Genomic DNA, 22,972 nt, shown 5'->3' on the forward strand with positions numbered 1-22,972 from the left:
CAATCGGCGGGCGTCAGCGCCATACGGTGATGGCGCAAAGGCAATATGCCGCAGCCGTCAGATACCGGAACCGGCCGAATGATCGAAGAAACGTACGCCGTTGCGTCCGTTTTTCTTGGCCTCGTACATGGCAGCGTCCGCCCTGGCGAGCAGGGCTTCCGGCGTCTCGCCATCGCTGGGGTAAAAGGCCGTGCCGGAAGAGCAGGTCACCGATATCGAGCCGGTATCGAGCTCGATGGGCTCGGCGGCTCGCTGACGGATGGTTTCCAGCCGCCGCAGAATGCCTTCCTCATCGTGCTTGGGATTGGAGAAGATAATGGCGAACTCATCGCCACCCAGCCGCACGGCGACATCGGATGCGCGGATACAGCTGGATATCCGCTCGGCCAGACTGCGCAGCACCTCATCACCCACCGCGTGGCCGTGCACATCATTGATTTGCTTGAAATTGTCGAGATCGAGATAGGTGATGGCCACCAGCCGCTGCTCTCGCTTGGCCTCGTGGATTGCCCGGCTGAACTGCGTCCAGAACAGGTTTCTGTTGCAAAGCCCTGTCAAAGGATCGTGGTGCGCCATGAAATGCACCCGCTCTTCGGCGCGGCGCTGATCGATTGCGATGCCAGCAATGTTGGTCGCCATATCGATGATTTCGATTTCAAGCTGTGAGGGTGTTCTGACCGTGCCGGAATAGAGCGCGAAGGTGCCAAGCAGAACGCCACCATTGCCGATGATCGGCGTCGACCAGCAGGAGCGCAGGCCATGCAGCATGGCCGTCTCGACGAAGTTCTTCCACAGCGGGTCCTGAAACGTGTCGCTGACGTAGACAGCTTCGCGCCGCCACGCAGACGTTCCGCAGGAGCCGACATCCGGGCCAATTTCGACGCCGTCGATCAGTGACGTATAGCTTTTGGGCAAGGACGGCGCCGCCGCCGTGCGAAGGCGGTTGTGTTCGACAAACAGGATGGAGCCCGACAGGTTTTCCAGAATGGTCTCGACCGTGCCGAGGATGGCCTCGAGAATCACGTTCAACGGCTTGCCACGAACGATCATCTCCAGAAGCGTCGCGTGGCTTCGTCTCAGTGTTTCCTGCCATTTGGCTGCGGTGATATCCCTCGATATGCCAGCAATACCGACGATCTCTCCCCGATCGTTGCGAATGGGGATGCGCGTTCCAGAATACCAGCGCACCTGCCCTTCCTTGCCAGCGACGCGCTGTTCCGCCTCGTAAATGCCTTCACCGGTTTCCAGAATGTGCTGATCGATCTCATCCAGCCGCCGCGCAACTTCGGGCGGTGCCATATCGTAGATCGTCAGCCGCCGTCCGCGCAGAAAATCGGGCTCATGGCCGAGACAGGCCAGCGATGCAGGGTTCATATAGGTATAATAGCCTTCCGAATCCTTCAAAAATACCATCTCGGGTATATTGTCCAAAAGATCGGTCAGGCGGATGTCGGAAACACCGCCACTCAGAAACTCCGTCGTCAATGCCTGCATGCTCAAAGAACGAGCACCGTTATCTTCACGCATTTCGCAAGAACCTCTAAACTCAAGTTTCCCCGTACATCATTGATCTTGCATACGGAAGACATACTTCACGGACATAGTCCGGCATAAGTGATGCTAGATAAGAATCACTTATGCTCAATTAAGATGTGCTGAAACACTCTCTGTAATTGTGAATATATTTATCCCAGAACAATAATTCGACAATATAGCTGATAAATTGAATCAACCCGGAATGCAATCTATAGATGCTTTAGGTTATCAAAAAATAAAACGCGCCTCAACATTCGTCTTTCGTTTTCCGGGCAACGGCCATAGGTTGCACGTCGACTTACGAAGGGGGTTTTTATGCTGACGATTTACGGGGTTTATCGATCGCGTGCCACGCGCACGCTTTGGCTGGCTGGCGAACTGGGGCTAAAATACAAGCATGTGCCTGTCATTCAGGCCAGACGGCTGGCCGACCCACTTGCGGCGGACGCCAAGATCAACACGCTGACGCCCTCCTATCTGGCCGTCAACCCGATGGGCACCATTCCCTGTATCGATGACGACGGCATGTTTCTCTACGAATCCATGGCCATCAACCTTTATCTGGCGCGCAAGCACGGCACCTCGCTGGCACCGGCAGATCTGGCCGAAGACGCGCATATGATGCAATGGTCTTTCTTCGCGGCAACGGAAATCGAAACCAACGCATTGAAGATTTCCTCCACCGTGGCGGAAGGTCTTGCCTCCAGCGATGCCGGACAGGCGGTGATAGACGTGGCGGCGCGAATGTTGCGCAGACCCTTCAAGGTTCTCGATCAGCATCTTTCCGGTGCCGATTACCTGGTGGGCAACCGCTTCAGCGTGGCCGACCTGAACGCCGCCGAAGTGGTGAGATACGCTCAGGCCCATACGCCGCTGTTCGATGCCAACCCGTCGGTCAAGGCGTGGCTGGAACGGTGCCAGTCCCGCCCGGCCTTCAAGGCCATGTGGGCTGCGCGGGACAACGAGGCGGCCTGACTTCAGTTCAGGATGCCTGTTACCCTGATATCGCCGACATGGATGCCGTTCCAGTTCTTCATGGAGCGGTTTGCCATGCCAGACAGCGCGCTTTGCTGCGGGCTGTCCTTTTCGACATAGCGCGCCAGTAGCGCTGCGATCATGGCTTCCGCGGCGCGTGTGGTGCCGTCTTCACATTTCACCGCCATTGCGATGCCTCTTTCCGGCAGGGCAGCGACGAATACGCCTTCCGCACCGGTCTTGGCGAAGATGCGGCCCGGATCGATCTCCATGAGCCGGGTGCAGGTGCGGCCCGTTCCCGCCACGTAAAAGGGCTCGGCCATGCAGGCATCGATCAGGCGGCGGGATGCTTTGGCCCGACCTGCCTCAAGCCCCTGCCCCGTCGCCATTTTCGCAAAGCCATGCGCCAGATTTTTTAGCGGTACGGCATAATTGGGAATGGAGCAGCCGTCTGTGCCGCAATTATCATGGCCAAGCGCCGTGCCAGTCAGGCCCTCCATGGTAGCGCGGATGTCCTGCTGCAGCGGGTGGTCATAACCGACATAGCCCTTCGGGTCGGTGCCCGTATGAACACAGGCGCAAACAAAGCCGGAATGCTTGCCGGAGCAGTTGTTGTGCAGCGCCGTTGGCTTGTCCATCGTGCGAGCTTGGTGGATGAGGCTTTTCTGATCCAGCGACCAGTGCGCTCCACATTCCAGCGTCTCGACATCTCTGCCCGCCTTGGCCAGCAGGGCTGCGGCAAGCGCAACATGGGCATCTTCACCCGAATGGGACGCACAGGCGAAAGCCAGTTCGCGATTGCCAAAACCATAGGCATCCGCAGCACCGCTTTCCACCAGCGGCAGCGCCTGCATGGCCTTGCAGGCGGAGCGCGGGAACACGCCACCTTCGATATCGCCTGCCGAAAACAGGACATCGCCATCACCATCAATCACCACGGCCATACCGCGATGGCGGCTTTCAACGAGATGTCCTCTGGTGACTTCGACGGTAACGGGGTTGTGCATGGGTCGGCCTCAAAAAATACGGAATTGAGATCATTTTATCGGACTTCTTTGATCGATGCACGAGGACCCGTCGTTGAAAGTCGCCAAACGGATGCTGCTTGCCTTTTTCCTCATCTTTCTTCTTCCTGCGCTGGCGTCCGCCGGCCTTTGGGCCATGAAGGATCATCCCACCGGGTATCGCAACGCCCGCTGGTCATCGGCAGGCATTCTGCCCGAGGCACCCGCAGACAAGCCTGCTGCGATCTACGTCTATTCCGCAATGACCGGCGGCTTCAAAGGTTCGATTGCCAGTCATGCCTGGATCGTGATGAAGGAAAAGAATGCGAACAGTTACGAGCGCTACGACAAGGTTGGCTGGGGTACGCCTATTCGCCGCAACGCCTATGCGCCGGATGCCTATTGGTACTCCAACATGCCGCGCCTTGTAGTGGAGCTACACGGCGAAGAGGCCGAACGGCTTATCCCCAAAATGCAGAAAGCCATTGCCGATTATCCCTATGGCAAGGCAGGCGGCTACCGCATCTATCCCGGCCCCAACTCCAACACCTTCGTGGCCCATGTGCTTCGCAGCGTTCCGGAACTTGGCGTGGTGCTGCCGCCGGATGCTGTGGGTCGGGACTATCTGCCCAATGGCAAATTCATTCATGTCGCCGATGACTGGAGGGACATCAGCCTGTCGCTCGGCGGCTTCTTCGGCGTGTCCGCGGGCCAGCGCAGTGGGCTGGAAATCAATGTTTTCGGGCTGGTCGCTGGTATCGACGTCATGAACCCCGGCATCAAGATCCCGGGGCTGGGTTATTTCGGCGTCAATTCCTTCGAGCCTGCGCCACAGAGACAGCCGACCAGCGCTTGAACTCAAGCACTTCCATGTTCCGGCGGGTGTGTCGCGCGCCGTGTACGGATGACGTTGGCGATAAATACCCGCGCCATGCCATGATAGAACTGCTCCGGCATGATGATGCGCGAGGTGAGATAGCCCAGCATCGAAGCGGCCATGATGGGGATCATGCAGCGGTGATTTCCCGTCATTTCCAGAATGATGACGAAGGTCGTCATCGGTGCCTGCGTCACGCCGGAGAAATATCCCGCCATGCCGAGGATGGCACCAAGGCCAATGCTGGCACCAATCATATCCGCCACCGTGCTGCCGAGTGCGGTGCCGACCGAGAGCGACGGTGCGAAAAAGCCGCCCGGTATGCCAGACAGCATCGCCATGAAGGTCGCCAGCAGTTTTTCGATAAAGAAAATGGCGGGAGCGGCGTGTCCTTCAATGGCGGCGCGGGCCTGTTCGTAACCCGTGCCGTAGGTCGTACCACCAGAGACGATGCCGATAATGGCAGACAAGAGACCGCAAATTGCGGCCACGATCAACAGCCGTTTCAGCGGCATCACATGGCTCCAGCGGCGAATGCGCGCCATGATTTTTACGGCTGTGGAACTGAACAGCGCACCCAGCACGCCGCCAACGAGACCGCAGATTAACACAAGCAGCCAATCGATTGCAGTGGTCGCCATCACGGCGCTGGTGCCGAAATAATTGTAGCTACCCACAAGCCCAATCGATGACAGACCGGCCAGAATGACGGCTGTCAGCACGATACCGTTGGTGCGGGTTTCATAGGCTTTGCCCATCTCCTCGATGGCAAAGACGATACCGGCCAAAGGTGTGTTAAAAGCCGCCGCGATGCCCGCCGCAGAACCCGCCAAGATAAGGCCCCTCGCCTGCGCCATGCCGCCCCAGCGCGCGGCCTGAAGCATGATTGACGCGCCCACCTGGACGGTCGGCCCCTCACGGCCAATCGACGCCCCGGAGAGCAGGCCCGCGATCGTCAGCACGATCTTGCCGAAGGCCAGCTTCAGCGACAGCAGGCGGGATCGATCCTCGTCATCATGGAAGTGGCGAGCCGCAATGGCCTGCGGTATGCCGCTGCCTTGCGCATTGGGAAAATAGGAAAATGCAAGCCACGCACAGAGCATGAAGCCCAAAGGGCTGATCACCAGCGGCAGCAGATAGCTATATTGCCCGGACGAGACTGCCGCTGAAAAGAGATGCTGGGCATGATCCGCCAATATGGCAAACACGACACTGACGACACCGACGGCCAGTGCACCGAGCCAGAAGACGGCACGCGGTTTCCAGATACGCCACGATCCCCACACGACACGGGTACGACGCAGCATTTTCAGCTTTTTGGACTTGGCAGGCATGATGATCCAGACATTTTGAGGTGGGAATTTGACATGTGTCAGGAGACCCCCGTTATCGACCCGCGCGGCATCGATTTCAACCGCGTCTTTTGACAATTGGTCAGAAAAGGAGCAGGATTGCGCATCGCAATTGCAATGCGGAGATTGTCTATGAGCCGACCCTTAAAAACTGCCACACTGCCTTCTCTACGCGTTGAGCCGGAATTTCGCGACAAGGCGGAAAGCGTTTTGAAGGACGGCGAAACGCTTTCCGCATTCATGGAAGAAGCCGTTCGCAAGCAGGTGGAAATTCGCAAATCGCAGGCGGAGTTTATCGCGCGTGGGATTGCGTCGTTGGAAGAATCACAACGGACGGGAATTTATTATTCAGCAGATGAAGTTCATGCGGAGCTGCGGGCAATGCTTGCGGCTAAAAAGGCAGAGCTTGGCCGTTGAGTTTCAATCTTCGATATACGATTTCCGCCAGAGGCGACATTACGCGGCTCTATCAATTTCTTCTGGAAAAGGATTTCCCGACGGCAGAAAAAGCCCTCGATAAAATCATCGGCACGATAGAGAACCTCAAGGAATTCCCTTTTGCGACACGCAAAATCGCTGGCGACAACGGACGACGCAGAGAACTTTTGATACCTTTTGGCTCATCAGGCTATATTGCCCTTATCGAAATCGAGGACGCAGAAACCGTCTCCATCCTCGCCATCCGCCACCAGCGCGAAGACGATTACCACTGATCTCTATCGATCACTCACCGCCGCGCGCGGGTTGACCCAGGGCTCCTGATTGGAACGCGGCAGTGGCTGTCTGCCCAGAATATGGTCCGATGCCTTTTCTCCCGTCATGATCGAGGGGCCGTTGAGGTTGCCGTAGGTGACGTGCGGGAAGATCGAGCTATCTGCGACACGCAGTCCTTCCACGCCGATGACGCGGCATTCAGGATCGACCACCGCCATCGGGTCGCTGCGGTCGCCCATTTTGCAGGTGCCGCAGGGGTGATAGGCGCTTTCCAGGTGTTCGCGCAGGAATGCGTTGATGTCTTCATCCGATTGAATGCCCTCGCCCGGCTGTATCTCGGGGCCGCGATAATCGTCAAAAGCTTTCTGACTGAAGATTTCCCGAGTCAGGCGCACGCAATGGCGGAACTTTTCCCAGTCTTCGGCGTGGCTCATATAGTTGAAACGGATGACAGGATCGTCCTTCGGATCGGAGGAGCGTAGCGTGACATTGCCGCGCGACTTCGACAGGTTGAAGCCGACATGGACTTGAAACCCATGGCTTTTCGCTGCCGCCTTGCCATCATAGGAAATGGCGACGGGCAGGAAATGGAACTGGATATCCGGTTGTTTGAGGCCCGGTTCAGACCGCAGAAAGGCGCAGGCCTCGAACTGGTTGGAAGCACCCAGCCCGCCCTTCGTCACCAGCCATTGCGCACCGGCTACACCCTGCCAGAACCAGGGCAACCACGAATAAAGCGACACTGGCTTGGTAGAAACCTGCTGGAAATAGAATTCCATATGGTCCTGAAGATTGGCCCCGACGCCGGGGCGGTCAGCGATGACCTCGATGCCCATGGCGGCCAAATGCTGGGCGGGACCGATGCCCGAGAGCATCAACAGCTTGGGGGAGTTGAAGGATGAGGCCGAGACGATAACCTCACGGTTGGCGCGGATGATCTCCACCCCGCCCCGGCGCTCGATCTCGACACCCATGGCGCGGCCGTTTTCGATGACGATCTTGCGCGCGAAGCCCTGCACCAGAGAGACGTTCGGTCGTTTCAGCGCGGGGCGAAGATAGGCATTGGCGGCAGACCAGCGGCGACCGTTATGAATGGTCTGTTCCATCAGGCCGAAGCCTTCCTGCTTGGAGCCGTTATAGTCATCTGTCAGCTCGAAACCTGCCTGTGAACCGGCCTTGACGAAAGCGTGGAACAGCGGGTTCGTCACCGGTCCGCGCTGAACATGCAGCGGCCCGTCCGTGCCGCGCCAGCCCTCCTCGCCGCCATGGCTGGTTTCCATGCGCTTGTAATAGGGCAGCACATCCGCGTAGGCCCAGCCATGCGCGCCAAGCTCTTCCCACCGATTGAAATCCTCCGCATGGCCGCGAACGTAAACGAGCCCATTGATGGAAGACGACCCGCCAATGACCTTGCCGCGTGGCGCGGTGATACGGCGATTGTTGAGGTTCGGCTCCGGCTCTGAGTGGTAGCCCCAATTGTAGCGCTTCATGCTCATCGGCCACGCAAGGGCGGCAGGCATCTGGATGAAGGGACCGAAATCGGAACCACCTGCCTCGATGACGATGACGGAATATTTACCGTCTTCCGACAGGCGATAGGCCATGGCAGAGCCTGCGGAACCCGAACCGACGATGACGAAATCTGCTTGTTGCATTGTGGTTGCTCTTTGCTGTGGCCACCTCGTCCTTCGAGGCCCGTTTCACGGGCACCTCAGGATGAGGTGGAGAGAGGTTGTGCATTTATTTCGTTTACGAACGTGCGCTGCTGAAGGGTGCCTGAGGCCGAGACGCCTACTCTCATCCTCATCCTGAGGTGCCCGTGAAACGAGCCTCGAAAAATGAGGTGGAGCGACGTTGCATTGTCTGGTTGAAAACATGCGTTGCTGTGGAATGCCGGAGGGCGAAACGCGTGCTCTCATCCTCATCCTGAGGCGCCCGTGAAACGGGCCTCGAAGGACGAGGATGAGCCACTGATCCCGATACTCCCTTAGCAGGGGAGCGCACGGATTAGTAAGGCGCATCCACCTTCCCCGTCGCCACATAAACCGTCTTCAACTCGCTATAGTGGTTAAGCGCCGCCGCTGAATTCTCCCGCCCGAACCCGGACTGTTTCGACCCACCAAACGGCATCTCCACCGGGCACAAATTATAGGTGTTGATCCACAGCGTCCCCGCCTCCAGCTGGTCCACCACGCGGTGCGCGCGGTTGATATCTGCGGTGAAAACGCCGCCTGCGAGGCCGAATTCGGTGGCATTGGCGCGGGCGATGACTTCGTCCTCGTGGTCGAAGTCCAGCACGCACATGACCGGCCCAAAGATTTCCTCGCGGGCGATGGTCATGCCATCGGTCACGTCGGCAAACACGGTCGGTTGCACATAGGCGCCCTCACCCGCAACGTGGTTGGGAATACCGCCGCCCGTGATGAGGGTCGCGCCTTCGGCTTTGCCCTTCTCGATATAGGCCAGAACCCTCGCCTGCTGCGCCTTGGAGACCAGCGGGCCGATCTGGGTTGCCTCATCCATGGGATCGCCGATCACCATCGCATCGGTGCGGGCTTTGAGATTGTCGAGGAAACGCTGCTTTGCGCCGCGCTGGACGAAAACGCGGGTGCCGTTGGAGCAGACCTGGCCGGAGGAGTAGAAATTGCCCAGCATCGCCCCGCCGACAGCACTTTCGATATCGGCATCATCAAAGACGATCAGCGGAGACTTGCCGCCGAGTTCCATGGTGACGTGTTTCAGATGACCGGCAGCGGCAGCGGCCACCTTGCGGCCTGTCGGCACGGAGCCGGTGAGCGAGACCTTGGCCACATCCGGGTGTTCTACCAGCAGCGGGCCAGTCGTGCGGTCGCCCTGAATAACGTTAAAGAGACCCTTGGGAAGCCCGGCCTCCACCAGAATTTCGGCGATCTTCAAGGCACCGAGCGGCGTGTTTTCCGAAGGTTTGAAAACCATGGCGTTGCCCGCGACCAGCGCAGGAGCAGCCTTCCAGCAGGCGATCTGCTGCGGATAGTTCCACGCCCCGATACCCACGCAAACTCCCAGCGGCACGCGTTTGGTGTAAGCAAAATCGCCGCCGAGCGGAATGTAATCACCGTTCAGGGCCGAGGGCGCAATGCCGCCGAAGAATTCGAAAGCGTCCGCGCCGGAGGTGGAATCGGCCACGATGGTTTCCTGAATGGGTTTGCCCGTATCCAGCGTTTCCAGCTCCGAAAGCGCGCGGTTGCGCTCGCGGATGAGATCGGCGGCGCGACGAAGAATGCGACCGCGCGCTGTGGGGCTCATCGCTGCCCATTCCTTCTGCGCCTTCTTGGCGGAAGCAATGGCGCGCTCCACGATTGCAGGCGTGGCGGCGTGCAGCCTTGCAACGACTTCACCGGTGGCCGGATAGATGCTTTCGAAGACCGTGCCTTCAGTATCCTCGACGTAATCGCCATTGATGAAATGGGAGGCTTTTGGCTGGGCTTTCAATGTCATCTAAAGGTCCTCAAAGAATGCGAATGGACGGCTTGCCTTCCAGAGAAGGCGCGTCGGAAAAGGGTTTGAGCTGCGTGTCGAAATAATTCTCCACCAGCGCAGGCGCGGCGGAAAGGCCGAGCGGTGCGGCCTGAAGGCTGTGGCGGATATAGAGCCCGTCGATCAACGCTGCCGCCCCTTCGGCAATGCGCGCTGCGTCATCCGGCGGGCACAGCCGATTGAGGCTGTCCATGATGTTGGAACGCAGGCGGCGGGTGTAGATCACCAGCAGACGCCGCATTTCTTCGGAGCGCTGCGCCTCCACATAAAAGGCCAGCCATGCGGCAACCGTCTCGTTGGTGAACTGGTCACTTTGAAAGGAAACCCGCACGATGGCGCTCAACCGCGCGCGCGGACCCGATGCCTGGCTGAGTGCCGCAATGGCGTCGCGCCGCAAAGCCCGCAGCAGGCTGCGGATCGTTTCCAGCAACAACTGCTGCTTGCTGCCAAAATAATGATGAGCAAGCGCCGTGGAGACCCCTGCCTCGCGGGCGATTTCGGACATGGTCACATTCAGCGACCCCTGCTGACCGATCGTGCGCAGGGCGGCATCCATCAGCGCTTTTTTGCGCACCGGTTCCATTCCAAGTTTCGGCATGAGCCTTCTCCTTTGCGGCCAATTTATTATTGATTGACTGATCAATCAATAATAAATTTCAGCACGTCCGGCGCCGCCTCGACTGTTTGGAGATGAGCAAAGACACCGCAGTTTCGTGTCGCCCGCAAAATAAACGTTTCGCTGGGAACGGAAGTGCCGGTTGGCCGTTTCTTCCGGTGCACCTGTTTATGTGCTAATATACCTCATACCCAAGTTCACTCACGATTGGCCGGTGGGAGAACATCAAAACGGCCATGACGGTTCGACCAGAGGGTGACCCCCGAGGCGAACTGATCAACAGGGAGAGACATGATGCCGATGGTTACCGTATCCATTTCCCCGGAACAGGCAGCGAAGATGCGCGAGGCCGTCGAGTGCGGTCAATATGCATCTGGCAGCGAAGTCATCCGCGCCGCACTCAGGCTGTGGGTAGAAACTGCGGGCAAGAGTGACAATGCCGGTCGTGCCGGGTCCGCATCTGCCTTTAACGCCAATGAACATCTGAACGTAGCGGAACTCTATGCAGCGCACGCGCTGAAGCGCCACGGCTGATCCGCTAAGTGCTTTCAGTCATGCTGTTTTAGCCTGTCGCTGCTTTGTCATAAAAACTTCAACAAAGCTTCATCTGCCGGAAAGCTTTTGTTGATAACTCCGCGCCATCCTCCCTATGAAAAAGTGCCTGCACGACTGACGGGCGCGGGGAGAAAATGAGAATGACGATGTCGACGGCGATCGACCCTGACGTCATAAGGCGTTTTGCCACAGGGCAGATGGCGTCGATGGCAAAACTCGTGCTGGAAACGGCGTTTCAACCCATTGTCGAAGCCACCACCGGCACGGTTTTCGGTTATGAATCGCTGATGCGCGGTTTTGATCGGATCGGGTTTTCCAGCCCGCTCGACCTTCTCGACCAGATCGAAGCAGACGGCCAGTTGGTGACGGTGGAGCAGATGCTGGCGGGGCGTGCGCTTGCCAAGTTTTCCACCTTGCCGGAATTTCAGTCTGCAACGCTGTTCCTCAATCTCGATGTGCGCCTGATCCCGCATGGCGATCACATTCTCGACAAGCTGCTGGAACATCTCGGCAAGGCGTCCATACCGCCCTCCTCCATCTGCTTTGAACTCTCGGAACGCTTCGACAATACCAGCGTGCCGGAATTCAGCGCGTTGATTGCCCGTATGCGCAAGGAAGGCTTCAAACTTGCCATCGACGATTTCGGCGTCGGCCATGGCGAGATGAAGCTGCTGTGCGACTATCCTGTCGATTACCTGAAGATCGACCGCTATTTTATCGACGGCGTGGACCGCAATCCGCGCAAGCGGCATCTGGTGAAGAATATCGTCAACATTGCCCATGTGCTGGGTGTGCGCGTTATCGCCGAAGGCATCGAAACAGAAGCGGAGTTTCTGGCCTGCCGGGAGCATGGCGTTGATCTGGTGCAGGGCTGGTTCATCTCGCGCCCCACCACCTTCGTCAGCGAGTTGCAACCCTCCTTCCCGCATCTCCAGCATTTGGGAGAGGTGCGCCGCAGCAGCCAGACGCTGGACGAAATTCTCATTCGACGCCAGATCGAGCGGCTACCGACCGTCTATGAAAACGACACCATCGATAGCGTGTTCGAGTTGTTTCGCCGCAATCCGGCGCAGGCCTTCTTTCCGGTTCTCAATGCCAATGGCGAGCCGCGCGGCGTCATCAACGAGCACCACCTGAAAGAATATATCTACCAGCCCTTTGGCCGCGACCTACTGAAAAACAAGGTCTATGAGCGCACGATCTCGCACTTCGTCGATGGCGCGCCTATCGTGGGGCTGGATGCCGATGCCGACCAGTTGATGAATGTTTTTGCCAATACCGGCGGCAGCGCCTGTGTCATCCTGACAGAAAACATGCGCTATATCGGTGTCGTTTCGGCAGCGTCTCTGATCAAGGTCATCAATGAAAAGCAGTTGAAGCTGGCGCAGGAGCAGAACCCGCTGACGGCCTTGCCTGGCAACCGCGCCATCAGCAATTTCATCGACGTTAGTTGCAGCGACAGCGATGACAACCGTTTCTTCTGCTACTGCGATTTCGACAACTTCAAACCATTCAACGACAAATACGGTTTCCATGTCGGTGACCACGCCATCTCGCTGTTTTCGGCGTTGATGAAGCGTTATTTCTTCTCCGGCGACTGTTTCCTCGGTCATATCGGCGGCGACGACTTCTTCATCGGCGTCTGTGACTGGACAAAGGACGAGATGACGGAAATTCTCGAACGGCTGCTGAGTGACTTTCACGACGATGTCGTCGGGCTTTATTCTGATGAAGACCGGGCGGCGGGCGTCATCACCGGTCACGACCGTTTTGGCAACGAGCGGGAATTTGGCTTGCTACGCTGCTCCATCGGTGTGCTGCAACTGCCCAAGGGGCTCATCATCGGCAATCCCGAGCGGATCGGCAGCGAGATCGCTGCCATCAAGAAGGCTGCGAAAGAGAGCGATTCCGGCCTTGTGGTGTGCAGCTATGGAGAGGCCGTCTGATACGACGATAACGCCTCGCGGCAAAACGTCTCCTTCCATCAGGGCGGCATCTCGCTTAGGTTCACCGCTTATGAATCGAACGGAGGCCTGCCATGACTTTGCCCACGACCATGCGATATGTCGATCTGCCCAGCTTCGGCGGACCAGAGGTGATGACGTTTGCAACCGGGCCACTCCCCTCGCCCAAAGCAGGCGAAATTCTTGTGAAGGTAGAGGCCGCCGGCATCAACCGTCCCGACGTGGCGCAGCGCCAGGGCAATTATCCCGCACCAAAGGATGCGAGCCCTGTACTGGGGCTGGAAGTCGCGGGTGAAGTCGTCGCAATCGGCGACGGCGTGACCGAATTCCGCGTCGGTGATCACGTTTGCGGACTGGCAAATGGCGGCGGCTATGCGGAATATTGCGTGCTGCCTGCCGGTCAGGCCCTGCCGTTCCCCAAGGGCTATGACGCGGTGAAAGCCGCAGCCGTGCCGGAGACCTTTTTCACCGTCTGGGCCAATCTTTTCCAGATGGCCGGACTGATGGAGGGCGAAAGCGTGCTGATCCACGGCGGCACCAGCGGCATTGGCACAACCGCCATTCAGCTCGCCAAGGCCTTTGGCGCAGAGGTCTACACCACGGCGGGCTCAAAGGAAAAATGCGACGCCTGCGAAAAGCTCGGCGCCAAGCGGGCAATCAACTACCGTGAAGAGGATTTTGCCGCCGTCATCAAAGAGGCGACCGGCGGCAAGGGCGTCGATGTCATTCTCGACATGATCGGCGCGTCCTATTTCGAGAAAAACCTCAGCTCCCTGGCCAAGGACGGCTGTCTGTCGATCATCGCCTTCCTCGGCGGCAACATTGCCGAAAAGGTCGATCTGCGCCCCATCATGGTCAAACGACTGACCGTTACCGGTTCCACCATGCGCCCCCGCACCGCCGACGAGAAGCGCGCCATCCGCGACGAGCTGGTGGAGCAAGTCTGGCCCTTGCTGGAAACAGGCAAGGTTGCCCCCGTCATTCACGATGTCATCGATTTCGCCCATGTGGCAAAGGGACATAGGCTGATGGAAAGCAGCGGTCATATTGGGAAGATCGTGATGCGGGTTGCTGGATAGTAGACTATCTAAGCGGCGTGTGAGGTTTGTTGTTTGCCTTATCGTTTCGTCTGAACCACACGCCGCTGTGTCATCAAATCTACAAGCCGGTCTCGCACTTGTTCAAAAAAGTCTTTTGGCATCATGCCATAGTCAAAACGCGAGGGGTCATCTGGGCGAGGACGGAGATGATTTCCAGGCCAATCGAACATATTGAGTTCGTTGACACGCACCCAGTTTACGTGCTCGTCTAGACCTATCAGCTTGCAAATACCGGGTGGAATTATGATCGACATATCCTCCTCACCCAGTTCGGGTGGAGAGTGAGTTATGGGTACGACGACCGCATGTCCTTTTTTCGAGGAGTACAGAACGAGCGCGCACGGCCTGTCTTTTCCGCTGTCGGTTAGACCTTCAATGTAATCTTTGTGCCATAGATAATTATAACGAACGACGAGACCTTGGGTCGGAACGGGATAGATCACTCGGATACTTCGCCCCATCGAGCTTGTTTGATTGCATCGATCAATTCATCGTCGGCATCCTCTACGCGGATGACATGTCGTTCGCGCTTTTTAAGCTCGTTGAAATGCTCAAGTTCTTTGGCGCTAATGTAGGCACCCACGACTCGGTCGTGCGACGTGACTTCGATAACGCCAACATTGTGGACCTCATCCCTATATTTTCCGAAGCTACGGGAAAAAGCTGTTGCAGGAACCTGTAATACACGGGCCATAACGAGGCCTCCTCGGATGGAAATCAAACTATTACGCAAAATACGTAATTTACGCTTTATTGTAAATATGCGCTAAGGGATATCGGCCCCTTGCAATCCCCGCGAATCGTATTACCTTCTTCTTATGTTCAACGTAGTGAAAGGAAGGTGATCCAATGTCTAATGAGATTTCGGTCTTCGTCGCAGGCAATGGAAAGGATTTGATTTTGACGAGGCAGCCCTCGGCCTGATCCGCCTTCCCTTCGAACGTTGTAAAACGTTTCGGGTCTGAAACAACGACCAAACTCATGGAAGGGCCGCCGCAAGCGGCCCTTTTCCTTTGCCCGCTTTTGCTACTTGCGGAAAACTTTCCAGCGGGTCGGGCGGAAACGCACATCATTGCCCACGGCGACGGTTGCGTCCAAAGGGACCTCAATTTCGAGGTGGTACGGCTCATGTCCGTTGTTGGCGATATCGATTTCGGCAATGCGCGTACCGGCCAGACGGCGACAGGTGGTGACCTTGCCGTAAAGTGCATCCTTATCGGTCGTCAGCACCACGTCTTCGGGGCGGAAGAACAGATCGCCCTCGCCATCATTGGCTTCTCTGATACCGATGCTTTCTCCCTGAAACAGCACATGGCCATCACGGATCGCCACCGGCAGGTTCGAGGATTCGCCGATGAAGGAGAATACGAAGGGCGAGTTGGGCGTGTCATAGACATCGTCCGCCGTGCCGACCTGCTCGATCTTGCCCTGGCTCATCACGACCACGCGGTCGGCCAGTTCCAGTGCTTCTTCCTGATCATGTGTGACGAAAACGGTGGTGTGGCCGGTGCGGTCGTGGAATTCGCGCAGCCAGCGACGCAGTTCCTTGCGCACCTTGGCATCCAGCGCGCCGAAGGGTTCGTCCAGTAGCAGCACGCGCGGCTCGATGGCAACGGCACGGGCGAGCGCCACGCGCTGACGCTGACCGCCGGAGAGCTGGTTGGGATAACGCTTTTCCAGTCCCTGAAGGTGGACCATATCCAGAAGATCCGAGACGCGCTTGCGGATTTCCGCTTTCGGTGGACGGCTGGAGGATGGGCGGACTTTCAGGCCGAAGCCGATATTGTCAGCCACCGTCATGTGGCGGAACAGGGCGTAATGCTGGAAGACGAAGCCGACATTGCGCTCCTGTACCGAGCGATGGGACGCATCTTCATCACCGAAGAAGATTTGTCCCTGCGTTGGCTGCTCCAGACCGGCGATCAGACGCAGAAGCGTCGTCTTGCCGGAGCCGGACGGGCCGAGCAGTGCGATCAATTCACCGGAACGGATGTTGAGAGAGACATTGTCCAGTGCCGGAAAACGGTCGAACTGCTTGGTGATGTTGGAAACTTTGACGTCCATGGACATGCCCTTCAATGCTTGCCGGCGGCGTTGCCCGCGCCAAAGCGTATTTCAAGAATGGTTTTGAGAATGAGCGTGACCAGCGCCAGACCAGCCAGCAATGTCGCCACCGCAAAGGCCGCGCCGATATTATACTCATTGTAGAGGATTTCGACATGCAGCGGCATGGTGTTGGTTTCGCCGCGGATATGGCCCGAGACCACCGAGACGGCACCGAACTCGCCCATGGCGCGGGCGTTGCAGAGCAGCACGCCGTAGAGCAGTCCCCATTTGATATTGGGCAGCGTCACGAACCAGAAGGTCTGCCAGCCGGATGCGCCCAGCGAAATCGCCGCCTCCTCGTCGCCCGTGCCCTGATCCTGCATCAGCGGGATCAATTCGCGCGCGACGAAGGGGAAGGTCACGAAAATGGTGGCCAGCACGATACCGGGCACCGCAAAGAGAATTTCGATGCCATAGCTTTTCAGCCAGGGGCCGAGCACGCTGTGCGATGAAAACAGGATGACATAGACGAGGCCCGATATGACCGGCGAGATGGAAAACGGCAGGTCGATCAGCGTGATGAGGAACGCCTTGCCCTTGAACTCGAACTTGGCGATGGCCCACGCCGCTGCCACGCCGAAGATGACATTGAGTGGAACCGAGATGGCGGCAACCAGCAGCGTCAGTCGGATGGCCGAAAGCGCATCCTGCTCTACGATGGCTTCCCAGAAGGACTCGGCACCCTTGCGGAACGCTTCCACGAACACCGCCACCAACGGCAACACGAGAAACAGCGCGAGAAACAGGAAGGCGAGTGCAAACAGCACCAGCTTTGCAGGCAGGGCCTCGCTGGCCGGATCGCGGAACGGTCGGGGATGATTCGTCTGCGCTTGATCAGGCATAACCGTACCTCTTGCGGCTCCACGCCTGAATGAGATTGATGATGAAAAGCATGGAGAAGGAAATGATCAGCATGATCGTGGCAATGCCGGTGGCTGCGGCATAGTTGAATTCTTCCAACCGGATGACGATCAGAAGCGGCGCGATTTCCGAGACATAGGGAATGTTGCCAGCGATGAAGATGACAGAACCATATTCCCCAACGCCACGGGCAAAAGCCAGTGCAAACCCGGTGAGAATGGCGGGCAGCAGCCCCGGCAGCAAAATGCGGGTTATGGTCTGGAAACGGTTTGCGCCAAGCGTTGCGGCAACCTCTTCGACCTGACGGTCGATTTCTTCCATGACCGGCTGCACCGTGCGAACCACGAAAGGCAGGCCGATGAAGATGAGCGCAATGACGATGCCGGTCGGCGTAAACGCGATCTTGATGCCGAAGGGCTCGAACAGCGCACCGACCCAGCCGCGATTGGAATAGAGCGCGGTCAGCGCAATACCGGCAACCGCCGTAGGCAAGGCAAAGGGCAGATCGACGATGGCGTCCACGAAACGGCGGCCCGGAAACCGGTAACGCACCAGAACCCAGGCAATGAGCACACCGAAGATGGCATTGACGAAAGCGGCAATGAAGGCGGTGCCGAAGCTGACACGCAAAGCGTTGAGCGTTCTGCTGTCGGTCGCAATCGCAAAGAAATCCGCAAAGCCGAGTTTCGCGGTGGACCAGACCAGACCGGCCAACGGAATGAGAATTATGAGAAAGAGGTAGGTGATGGTGTAACCCAGCGTCAGGCCGAATCCAGGCAAGACGCTCGACTGACGCCACTTCCACTTCGCGGGCGATGGGGTATTGCTCATCAAGGCTCCGGGTAAAACGGGGGCCATCGTCAGCCGCCCTCTTATGCGCCATCGACCGGCTTGTGGCCGGTCGATCTTGTCTCCGATCCGAACAGAGCCCGATTTCGGGACCCGTTCGGCGTGTTACATCATCCGCTTACTTTGCGGGCTTGTAAATCTGGTCGAAGATGCCGCCATCACCGAAATGTTCCGGCTGTGCCTTGGCCCAACCACCGAACTGCGGATCGTCGATGGTGACGAGCTTGATGTTGGGCAGTTGCTTGAGCAGATCCTTGGAGACAACGGAGGGATTGGACGGGCGGTAGAAGTGCTTGGCCGCGATGTTCTGGCCTTCGTCCGAATAGAGATACTGAAGATAGGCTTCGGCCTGCTTGCGGGTGCCCTTGGCATCGACGTTAGCGTCGACAACGGCAACCGGTGGTTCTGCGAGGATGGAGATGGGCGGAACGACGATATCGAAGGCGTCCTTGCCGAACTCTTCACCGGCCAGATAGGCTTCATTTTCCCAGGCCAGCAACACGTCACCGATCTGGCGCTGTGCGAAGGTGACGGTGGAGCCGCGTGCACCCGTATCAAGCACCGGAGCGCGCTTGTAGAGTTCACCGACGTAAGCCTTGATCTTTTCCTGATCGCCCTTGTACTCCTCGTTGGCCCAGGCCCATGCGGCCAGATAGTTCCAGCGCGCACCGCCCGATGTCTTCGGGTTCGGCGTTACGATCTGGATATCGCCCTTGACCAGATCACCCCAGTTATGGATGCCCTTGGGGTTGCCCTTGCGGACGAGGAAGACGATTGTCGAGGTATAAGGCGAAGAATTGTGCGGAAGGCGGGTGCGCCAGTCTTCCTTGATCTTGCCGCTGTTCTTGACGATGGCGTCGATATCGCTCTGAAGTGCCAGCGTGACCACATCGGCCTCGAGACCATCGATCACCGAGCGGGCCTGCTTGCCGGAGCCGCCATGCGACTGCTGAATGGTGACGTCTTCACCCGTGTCGGCTTTCCACTTCTTGGCAAAGGCTTCGTTGAAGTCTTTGTAGAGTTCGCGGGTCGGATCGTATGAGACGTTGAGAAGTTTCGTGTCTGCCGAAGCCGTTGCGACTGCACCCAGAGTGAATGACAGGCTCAGCGCAATTGCGCTCAGACTGGAAAGAAATTTGGACATCGTTACCCTCCTAGATGCTCTGCGCCTAACACTACTTGTTCGATCATTCCGGTCAATCGGGCTTGGAGCGATTGCAAAAGTGTTTCCCTTCCGCTCGACTGCACGACAATAAACACGCAGCCTCTCGCGCAAAACACGCAACAGGAATTTGTGGATATGCAAGCGACGCGCAAAACCAGTTCGCATTTTTACCGCATTTCCGCCTCGAAATTTATAAAAATTGCCGTGACGGAAATGTTATTCCGAAGTCTAACACGGCGAACGGCCAGACCAAAATCGCGCGCCGACGCTATTGTCTACAAAAATTACAGAAAATATCGCGATTGCTCTTGCATTTCCTTGCAAATCTGATTTTTATGCCCGCGGGAAAATGGCCTAGATTTGCGTCTTTGGGAGTCTTTTGCGCATATGCTGCGCGAGCGAGAGATATTTGCTCTTGCGATGCTCAGACAAGCATAGCCATTCCTGTCCAACCGGCACGATTTCAGGGATATTTCGAGCAGTAGAGTTCGGAACCCAGTGGAATGACCCTCAGCACGTCGCATACGCTTTCCCACCAAGATGTCGCATCACTTGATGACACACTCGCCAAGCTGGATCTTGCGGGTCGCCTGTCCTTCATAGCAGGCGTCGGCGGGCGTGCGGTTTTCACCACCAGCCTGGGGATCGAGGATCAGGTCATCACCGCTTCCATCGGCACGCATCGTCTGCTCATCGAGGTTGCAACGCTTGAGACCGGTCGCCTGTTTGCCGAAACCGTCAATCTGATCGGCGAGACGGAAGAACGCTACGACATCACCATCAAGCGCTTTTATCCCGAGCAGGATGATATCGACGCTTATGCTGCGAAATATGGTCTGAATGGTTTTTATGACAGCGTCGAGGCCCGCCATGCCTGCTGTCACGTACGTAAGCTGGTGTCGCTAGCCAAAGCGCTGGATGGTGCAAGTTTCTGGATTACTGGCCTTCGTCGTGGCCAGTCAGGCAACAGGGCAACCACGCCCTTTGCCGAATTCGACGCCGAGCGCAATCTGATCAAGATCAATCCGCTTGCGGATTGGGATATCGATGTGATCAAGGCGCATGTTTCGTCGGAAAACATTCCCATCAACCCCCTTCATGCCCGCGGGTACCCTTCTATCGGCTGCGAGCCGTGTACCCGCGCCATCAAGCCCGGCGAACCAGAACGCGCCGGTCGATGGTGGTGGGAAAATGACGAAAAGCGCGAGTGCGGTCTGCATGTGGCCGAGGCAGCGTCAGCCTCTCCCCTGCCCACCGCTTCACAACGATAATGACAATCAGAACAGTGCCGGAGTTTACAATGTCCAATGCAGTTCCGGAAACGGAAAGCAAAAGTGTCAGCACACCAAAGCAGCCGCTTGATCCCCATCTGAAAGCCCTTGAAAACGAAGCGATCCACATTTTCCGCGAGGTCGCGGCGGAATTCGACAATCCGGTGATGCTCTATTCCATCGGCAAGGATTCGTCCGTGCTGCTGCATCTTGCGCGCAAGGCCTTCTTCCCGGGTCGTATTCCCTTCCCGCTTCTCCACGTCAATACGGGGTGGAAATTCAAGGAGATGATCGAGTTTCGCGACAATATCGTCAAGGAATACGATCTCGACCTCATTTCCTACACCAATCCGCGTGGCGCGAGCGAAAACGTAACGCCGTTCACCCACGGTTCGGCGCTCTACACAGACATCATGAAGACGGAAGCCCTGCGTCAGGCACTCGACGCCGGCAAATTCGACGCCGCGTTTGGTGGTGCACGCCGCGATGAGGAAGCCAGCCGCGCCAAGGAGCGCATCTACTCCTTCCGCACGCCCGATCACAAGTGGGACCCGCGCAACCAGCGCCCGGAATTGTGGAACATCTATAACGGCATGGTTCGTCAGGGCGAAAGCGTTCGCGCCTTCCCGCTGTCCAACTGGACCGAAGTCGATATCTGGCGTTACATTCAGGCCGAAAACATTCCGCTCGTGCCGCTCTATTACGCCGCTGAGCGCCCCTATGTCGAACGCGACGGTATGATGATCCTGGCCGAAGACGAGCGTCTGGAACTGCAGCCGGGCGAAGAGGTCCAGCACGGTATGATCCGCTTCCGCACGCTGGGCTGCTTCCCGCTGACGGGTGCGATCCATTCGCAGGCAACGACGCTGGATGAGGTCATCTCCGAGCTAGAAATCGCCACCGTCTCCGAGCGACAGGGCCGCGCAATCGACCGCGACCAGTCCGGCTCCATGGAAAAGAAAAAGCGCGAGGGCTATTTCTGATGACACAGAACGCAAACGCACAATCCGCCACCATTCTGCCTTTCGTCGAGCCCGCAAGGGCCGTGCGCGACACGCGCCCGCTGCGTCTCATCACCTGCGGCAGCGTCGATGACGGCAAATCCACACTGATCGGCCGCCTGCTTTGGGACACCAAGGCGGTGAAGGAAGATCAGGCCGCCACGCTTCACCGCGACAGCGGCAAGCAGAACGATCTCGGCCTGCCCGATTTCGCCCTGCTGCTGGACGGTCTTCAGGCAGAGCGCGAACAGGGCATCACCATCGATGTCGCCTATCGTTATTTCGCCACCGACAAGCGCGCCTTTATCGTTGCCGATACGCCCGGCCATGAGCAGTATACCCGCAATATGGCAACCGGCGCATCGACTGCCGATCTCGCCGTGCTGCTGGTGGATGCGCGCACCGGCATTCTCGAACAGACCCGCCGTCATGCAACGATTGCCGCCTTGATGGGCATTCGCCAATTCGTTCTGGCCGTCAACAAGATCGACCTGACCAATTACGACAAGGCCGGTTTCGAGCTGATTGCCCACGACTTCCGCGAATTTGCGCTTTCGCTTGGCATCAAGCAGATCACGTCCATCCCTATGTCGGCGCTGAAGGGTGAGAACGTCGTTCTCTCCGGCAAACCATCCATGCCGTGGTATGAGGGCCCGACGCTGGCCGAAACGCTGGAACTGGCAACCGTTCGCACCACGCAGACCGGCGGCTTCCGCCTGCCCGTTCAGCGCGTGTCCCGTCCCGGCGAAAGTTTTCGTGGCTATCAGGGCACGGTGGCTGGCGGCTCCGTCAAGCCGGGCGACAGCGTCGTCATCCTGCCGTCGGGCATGGTGGCCAACGTCAAGCAGATCGTGACTTTCGATCTGCTTCGCAATGCTGCCGTTGCAGGCGATGCCATCACGCTCGTCCTCGACCGTCAGGTGGATGTGTCGCGCGGCGATATGATCGTCTCCATCGAAGCCCAGCCGCAGACCGGCCATGCCTTCGACGCCCAGATCGTGGCGCTTCAGCCGGGTGGCATCGAGCCTGCGAAACGCTACTGGCTGAAAAGCGGCAGCCGCCGCCAGCGCGTCAGCGTTCAGCCAACGACACAGCTGGACCTGAAGAACGGCCAGTGGCTGCCACATGCAGACACGCTGGCCATGAATGCCATCGGCAAGGTGCGCCTGTCCTTCGATGAAACGGCGATCTTCGATCCCTATGACCAGAACCGTTCGACCGGCTCGTTCATCCTGATCGACCCCGACACCAACAACACGGTGGCCGGCGGCATGATCCTGGGCAAGCGCAGTGACACGGGCAAGATTTCGCAGGGCGAACGCGTCGTCATCTCCCTGCCCGCCGATCTCGCAGAAGCCCTGCTGGCCAGCGAGCTGCTTTCCAGCCGAAGAGACGAAATCGAACTGCGCCGCACAAGTGCAGCGACTGCGTCCCGCGTGCTGAACGAGCTGGATTGACATCTGACGAATGCTCAAACGAAAAGGCGCCGGTCAAAACCGGCGCCTTTTTT

General features: G+C 57.9%; 21 protein-coding genes. 10 read left to right on the forward strand and 11 right to left on the reverse strand.

Annotation, left to right across the window (positions count from 1 at the left end):
• Nucleotides 1–57 precede the first annotated feature (57 nt).
• Entirely contained in the window at nt 58–1,527 is a 1,470-nt protein-coding gene (locus ASF29_RS09445) for a diguanylate cyclase (protein ID WP_062450443.1), read from the reverse strand.
• Between the two features lie 324 nt (nt 1,528–1,851).
• On the opposite strand from ASF29_RS09445, the gene ASF29_RS09450 reads away from it, so the two are divergent.
• Nucleotides 1,852–2,511 (forward strand): glutathione S-transferase family protein, encoded by a 660-nt coding sequence (locus tag ASF29_RS09450; RefSeq protein ID WP_062450444.1) that lies wholly within the window; start codon nt 1,852–1,854, stop codon nt 2,509–2,511.
• Between the two features lie 2 nt (nt 2,512–2,513).
• Here ASF29_RS09450 and ASF29_RS09455 read toward each other — a convergent pair whose 3' ends face one another.
• On the reverse strand, nt 2,514–3,518 hold the full coding sequence (locus ASF29_RS09455; protein WP_062450445.1) for an asparaginase: 1,005 nt from the start codon (nt 3,516–3,518) through the stop codon (nt 2,514–2,516).
• Nucleotides 3,519–3,591: 73 nt separating this feature from the next.
• On the opposite strand from ASF29_RS09455, the gene ASF29_RS09460 reads away from it, so the two are divergent.
• Nucleotides 3,592–4,371, forward strand: a complete 780-nt coding sequence (locus ASF29_RS09460; protein ID WP_062450571.1) for a DUF3750 domain-containing protein — start codon at nt 3,592–3,594, stop codon at nt 4,369–4,371.
• Between the two features lie 2 nt (nt 4,372–4,373).
• Here ASF29_RS09460 and ASF29_RS09465 read toward each other — a convergent pair whose 3' ends face one another.
• Nucleotides 4,374–5,726 (reverse strand): chloride channel protein, encoded by a 1,353-nt coding sequence (locus ASF29_RS09465; protein ID WP_062450572.1) that lies wholly within the window; start codon nt 5,724–5,726, stop codon nt 4,374–4,376.
• Nucleotides 5,727–5,876: 150 nt separating this feature from the next.
• Between ASF29_RS09465 and ASF29_RS09470 the strand changes: the two genes are divergently transcribed.
• Both ASF29_RS09470 and ASF29_RS09475 read left to right on the forward strand, forming a co-directional pair.
• Nucleotides 5,877–6,161, forward strand: a complete 285-nt coding sequence (locus ASF29_RS09470) for a YlcI/YnfO family protein (RefSeq protein ID WP_062450446.1) — start codon at nt 5,877–5,879, stop codon at nt 6,159–6,161.
• Nucleotides 6,158–6,457, forward strand: coding sequence for a type II toxin-antitoxin system RelE/ParE family toxin (locus ASF29_RS09475; RefSeq protein WP_062450447.1), 300 nt, complete (start codon nt 6,158–6,160; stop codon nt 6,455–6,457). Before ASF29_RS09470 ends, ASF29_RS09475 begins: the two co-directional genes overlap by 4 nt.
• Nucleotides 6,458–6,460: 3 nt before the next feature.
• On the opposite strand, the gene betA is transcribed toward ASF29_RS09475, so the two are convergent.
• The 3 genes from betA to betI all read right to left on the reverse strand — a co-directional run bounded on the left by betA (nt 6,461) and on the right by betI (nt 10,572).
• On the reverse strand, nt 6,461–8,113 hold the full coding sequence (gene betA, locus ASF29_RS09480; RefSeq protein ID WP_062450448.1) for a choline dehydrogenase: 1,653 nt from the start codon (nt 8,111–8,113) through the stop codon (nt 6,461–6,463).
• Between the two features lie 352 nt (nt 8,114–8,465).
• A complete protein-coding gene (betB, locus tag ASF29_RS09485) occupies nt 8,466–9,929 on the reverse strand; it encodes a betaine-aldehyde dehydrogenase (RefSeq protein WP_062450573.1) in 1,464 nt (487 codons plus the stop codon).
• Between the two features lie 16 nt (nt 9,930–9,945).
• Nucleotides 9,946–10,572, reverse strand: coding sequence for a transcriptional regulator BetI (gene betI, locus ASF29_RS09490; protein WP_062450449.1), 627 nt, complete (start codon nt 10,570–10,572; stop codon nt 9,946–9,948).
• 312 nt (nt 10,573–10,884) lie between these two features.
• Between betI and ASF29_RS09495 the strand changes: the two genes are divergently transcribed.
• From ASF29_RS09495 to ASF29_RS09505, 3 genes are all read left to right on the forward strand, one after another.
• A complete protein-coding gene (locus ASF29_RS09495) occupies nt 10,885–11,124 on the forward strand; it encodes a type II toxin-antitoxin system ParD family antitoxin (protein WP_062450574.1) in 240 nt (79 codons plus the stop codon).
• 161 nt (nt 11,125–11,285) lie between these two features.
• The gene (locus tag ASF29_RS09500) at nt 11,286–13,091 is read left to right on the forward strand and encodes an EAL domain-containing protein (protein ID WP_062450450.1); all 1,806 of its coding nucleotides are present in this window, start codon (nt 11,286–11,288) and stop codon (nt 13,089–13,091) included.
• A gap of 92 nt (nt 13,092–13,183) precedes the next feature.
• Nucleotides 13,184–14,188 (forward strand): NAD(P)H-quinone oxidoreductase, encoded by a 1,005-nt coding sequence (locus tag ASF29_RS09505; RefSeq protein ID WP_062450451.1) that lies wholly within the window; start codon nt 13,184–13,186, stop codon nt 14,186–14,188.
• Between the two features lie 460 nt (nt 14,189–14,648).
• Here ASF29_RS09505 and ASF29_RS23910 read toward each other — a convergent pair whose 3' ends face one another.
• The 5 genes from ASF29_RS23910 to ASF29_RS09540 all read right to left on the reverse strand — a co-directional run bounded on the left by ASF29_RS23910 (nt 14,649) and on the right by ASF29_RS09540 (nt 19,169).
• The gene (locus ASF29_RS23910; protein WP_082453439.1) at nt 14,649–14,903 is read right to left on the reverse strand and encodes a hypothetical protein; all 255 of its coding nucleotides are present in this window, start codon (nt 14,901–14,903) and stop codon (nt 14,649–14,651) included.
• A gap of 332 nt (nt 14,904–15,235) precedes the next feature.
• Nucleotides 15,236–16,273 (reverse strand): sulfate/molybdate ABC transporter ATP-binding protein, encoded by a 1,038-nt coding sequence (locus ASF29_RS09525; RefSeq protein ID WP_062450576.1) that lies wholly within the window; start codon nt 16,271–16,273, stop codon nt 15,236–15,238.
• An 11-nt stretch (nt 16,274–16,284) separates the two neighbouring features.
• Entirely contained in the window at nt 16,285–17,157 is an 873-nt protein-coding gene (gene cysW / locus ASF29_RS09530) for a sulfate ABC transporter permease subunit CysW (RefSeq protein ID WP_062450454.1), read from the reverse strand.
• The gene (gene cysT / locus ASF29_RS09535) at nt 17,150–18,007 is read right to left on the reverse strand and encodes a sulfate ABC transporter permease subunit CysT (protein WP_062450455.1); all 858 of its coding nucleotides are present in this window, start codon (nt 18,005–18,007) and stop codon (nt 17,150–17,152) included. Before cysT ends, cysW begins: the two co-directional genes overlap by 8 nt.
• A 136-nt stretch (nt 18,008–18,143) precedes the next feature.
• Nucleotides 18,144–19,169 carry a sulfate ABC transporter substrate-binding protein gene (locus tag ASF29_RS09540; protein ID WP_062450456.1) on the reverse strand — a complete coding sequence of 342 codons (1,026 nt, stop codon included), beginning with the start codon at nt 19,167–19,169 and terminating at the stop codon, nt 18,144–18,146.
• 524 nt (nt 19,170–19,693) lie between these two features.
• On the opposite strand from ASF29_RS09540, the gene ASF29_RS09545 reads away from it, so the two are divergent.
• Genes ASF29_RS09545 through cysN form a run of 3 tightly spaced genes read left to right on the forward strand, consistent with a single transcriptional unit; the run spans nt 19,694 to nt 22,919 of the window.
• The gene (locus ASF29_RS09545; protein WP_062450457.1) at nt 19,694–20,461 is read left to right on the forward strand and encodes a phosphoadenylyl-sulfate reductase; all 768 of its coding nucleotides are present in this window, start codon (nt 19,694–19,696) and stop codon (nt 20,459–20,461) included.
• A gap of 29 nt (nt 20,462–20,490) precedes the next feature.
• Nucleotides 20,491–21,444: a sulfate adenylyltransferase subunit CysD gene (gene cysD / locus ASF29_RS09550; protein ID WP_062450458.1), complete on the forward strand. Its 954-nt coding sequence runs from the start codon at nt 20,491–20,493 to the stop codon at nt 21,442–21,444.
• Nucleotides 21,444–22,919 (forward strand): sulfate adenylyltransferase subunit CysN, encoded by a 1,476-nt coding sequence (gene cysN / locus ASF29_RS09555; RefSeq protein WP_062450459.1) that lies wholly within the window; start codon nt 21,444–21,446, stop codon nt 22,917–22,919. Before cysD ends, cysN begins: the two co-directional genes overlap by 1 nt.
• Nucleotides 22,920–22,972 lie beyond the last annotated feature (53 nt).

Origin of the sequence: Rhizobium sp. Leaf262 (genome assembly GCF_001422245.1) — a bacterium.
In the GTDB taxonomy this organism is placed as follows: Bacteria; Pseudomonadota; Alphaproteobacteria; order Rhizobiales; family Rhizobiaceae; genus Agrobacterium.

What these genes read in the sequence shown, in the direction of transcription:
- ASF29_RS09445 (WP_062450443.1), bottom strand. Translation starts at nt 1,527, where the DNA reads ATGCGTGAAGATAACGGTGCTCGTTCTTTGAGCATGCAGGCATTGACG.
- ASF29_RS09450 (WP_062450444.1), top strand. Translation starts at nt 1,852, where the DNA reads ATGCTGACGATTTACGGGGTTTATCGATCGCGTGCCACGCGCACGCTT.
- ASF29_RS09455 (WP_062450445.1), bottom strand. Translation starts at nt 3,518, where the DNA reads ATGCACAACCCCGTTACCGTCGAAGTCACCAGAGGACATCTCGTTGAA.
- ASF29_RS09465 (WP_062450572.1), bottom strand. Translation starts at nt 5,726, where the DNA reads ATGCCTGCCAAGTCCAAAAAGCTGAAAATGCTGCGTCGTACCCGTGTC.
- ASF29_RS09470 (WP_062450446.1), top strand. Translation starts at nt 5,877, where the DNA reads ATGAGCCGACCCTTAAAAACTGCCACACTGCCTTCTCTACGCGTTGAG.
- betA (WP_062450448.1), bottom strand. Translation starts at nt 8,113, where the DNA reads ATGCAACAAGCAGATTTCGTCATCGTCGGTTCGGGTTCCGCAGGCTCT.
- betI (WP_062450449.1), bottom strand. Translation starts at nt 10,572, where the DNA reads ATGCCGAAACTTGGAATGGAACCGGTGCGCAAAAAAGCGCTGATGGAT.
- ASF29_RS09495 (WP_062450574.1), top strand. Translation starts at nt 10,885, where the DNA reads ATGCCGATGGTTACCGTATCCATTTCCCCGGAACAGGCAGCGAAGATG.
- ASF29_RS09500 (WP_062450450.1), top strand. Translation starts at nt 11,286, where the DNA reads ATGACGATGTCGACGGCGATCGACCCTGACGTCATAAGGCGTTTTGCC.
- ASF29_RS09505 (WP_062450451.1), top strand. Translation starts at nt 13,184, where the DNA reads ATGACTTTGCCCACGACCATGCGATATGTCGATCTGCCCAGCTTCGGC.
- ASF29_RS23910 (WP_082453439.1), bottom strand. Translation starts at nt 14,903, where the DNA reads ATGGCCCGTGTATTACAGGTTCCTGCAACAGCTTTTTCCCGTAGCTTC.
- ASF29_RS09525 (WP_062450576.1), bottom strand. Translation starts at nt 16,273, where the DNA reads ATGGACGTCAAAGTTTCCAACATCACCAAGCAGTTCGACCGTTTTCCG.
- cysW (WP_062450454.1), bottom strand. Translation starts at nt 17,157, where the DNA reads ATGCCTGATCAAGCGCAGACGAATCATCCCCGACCGTTCCGCGATCCG.
- cysT (WP_062450455.1), bottom strand. Translation starts at nt 18,007, where the DNA reads ATGAGCAATACCCCATCGCCCGCGAAGTGGAAGTGGCGTCAGTCGAGC.
- ASF29_RS09540 (WP_062450456.1), bottom strand. Translation starts at nt 19,169, where the DNA reads ATGTCCAAATTTCTTTCCAGTCTGAGCGCAATTGCGCTGAGCCTGTCA.
- ASF29_RS09545 (WP_062450457.1), top strand. Translation starts at nt 19,694, where the DNA reads ATGACCCTCAGCACGTCGCATACGCTTTCCCACCAAGATGTCGCATCA.
- cysD (WP_062450458.1), top strand. Translation starts at nt 20,491, where the DNA reads ATGTCCAATGCAGTTCCGGAAACGGAAAGCAAAAGTGTCAGCACACCA.
- cysN (WP_062450459.1), top strand. Translation starts at nt 21,444, where the DNA reads ATGACACAGAACGCAAACGCACAATCCGCCACCATTCTGCCTTTCGTC.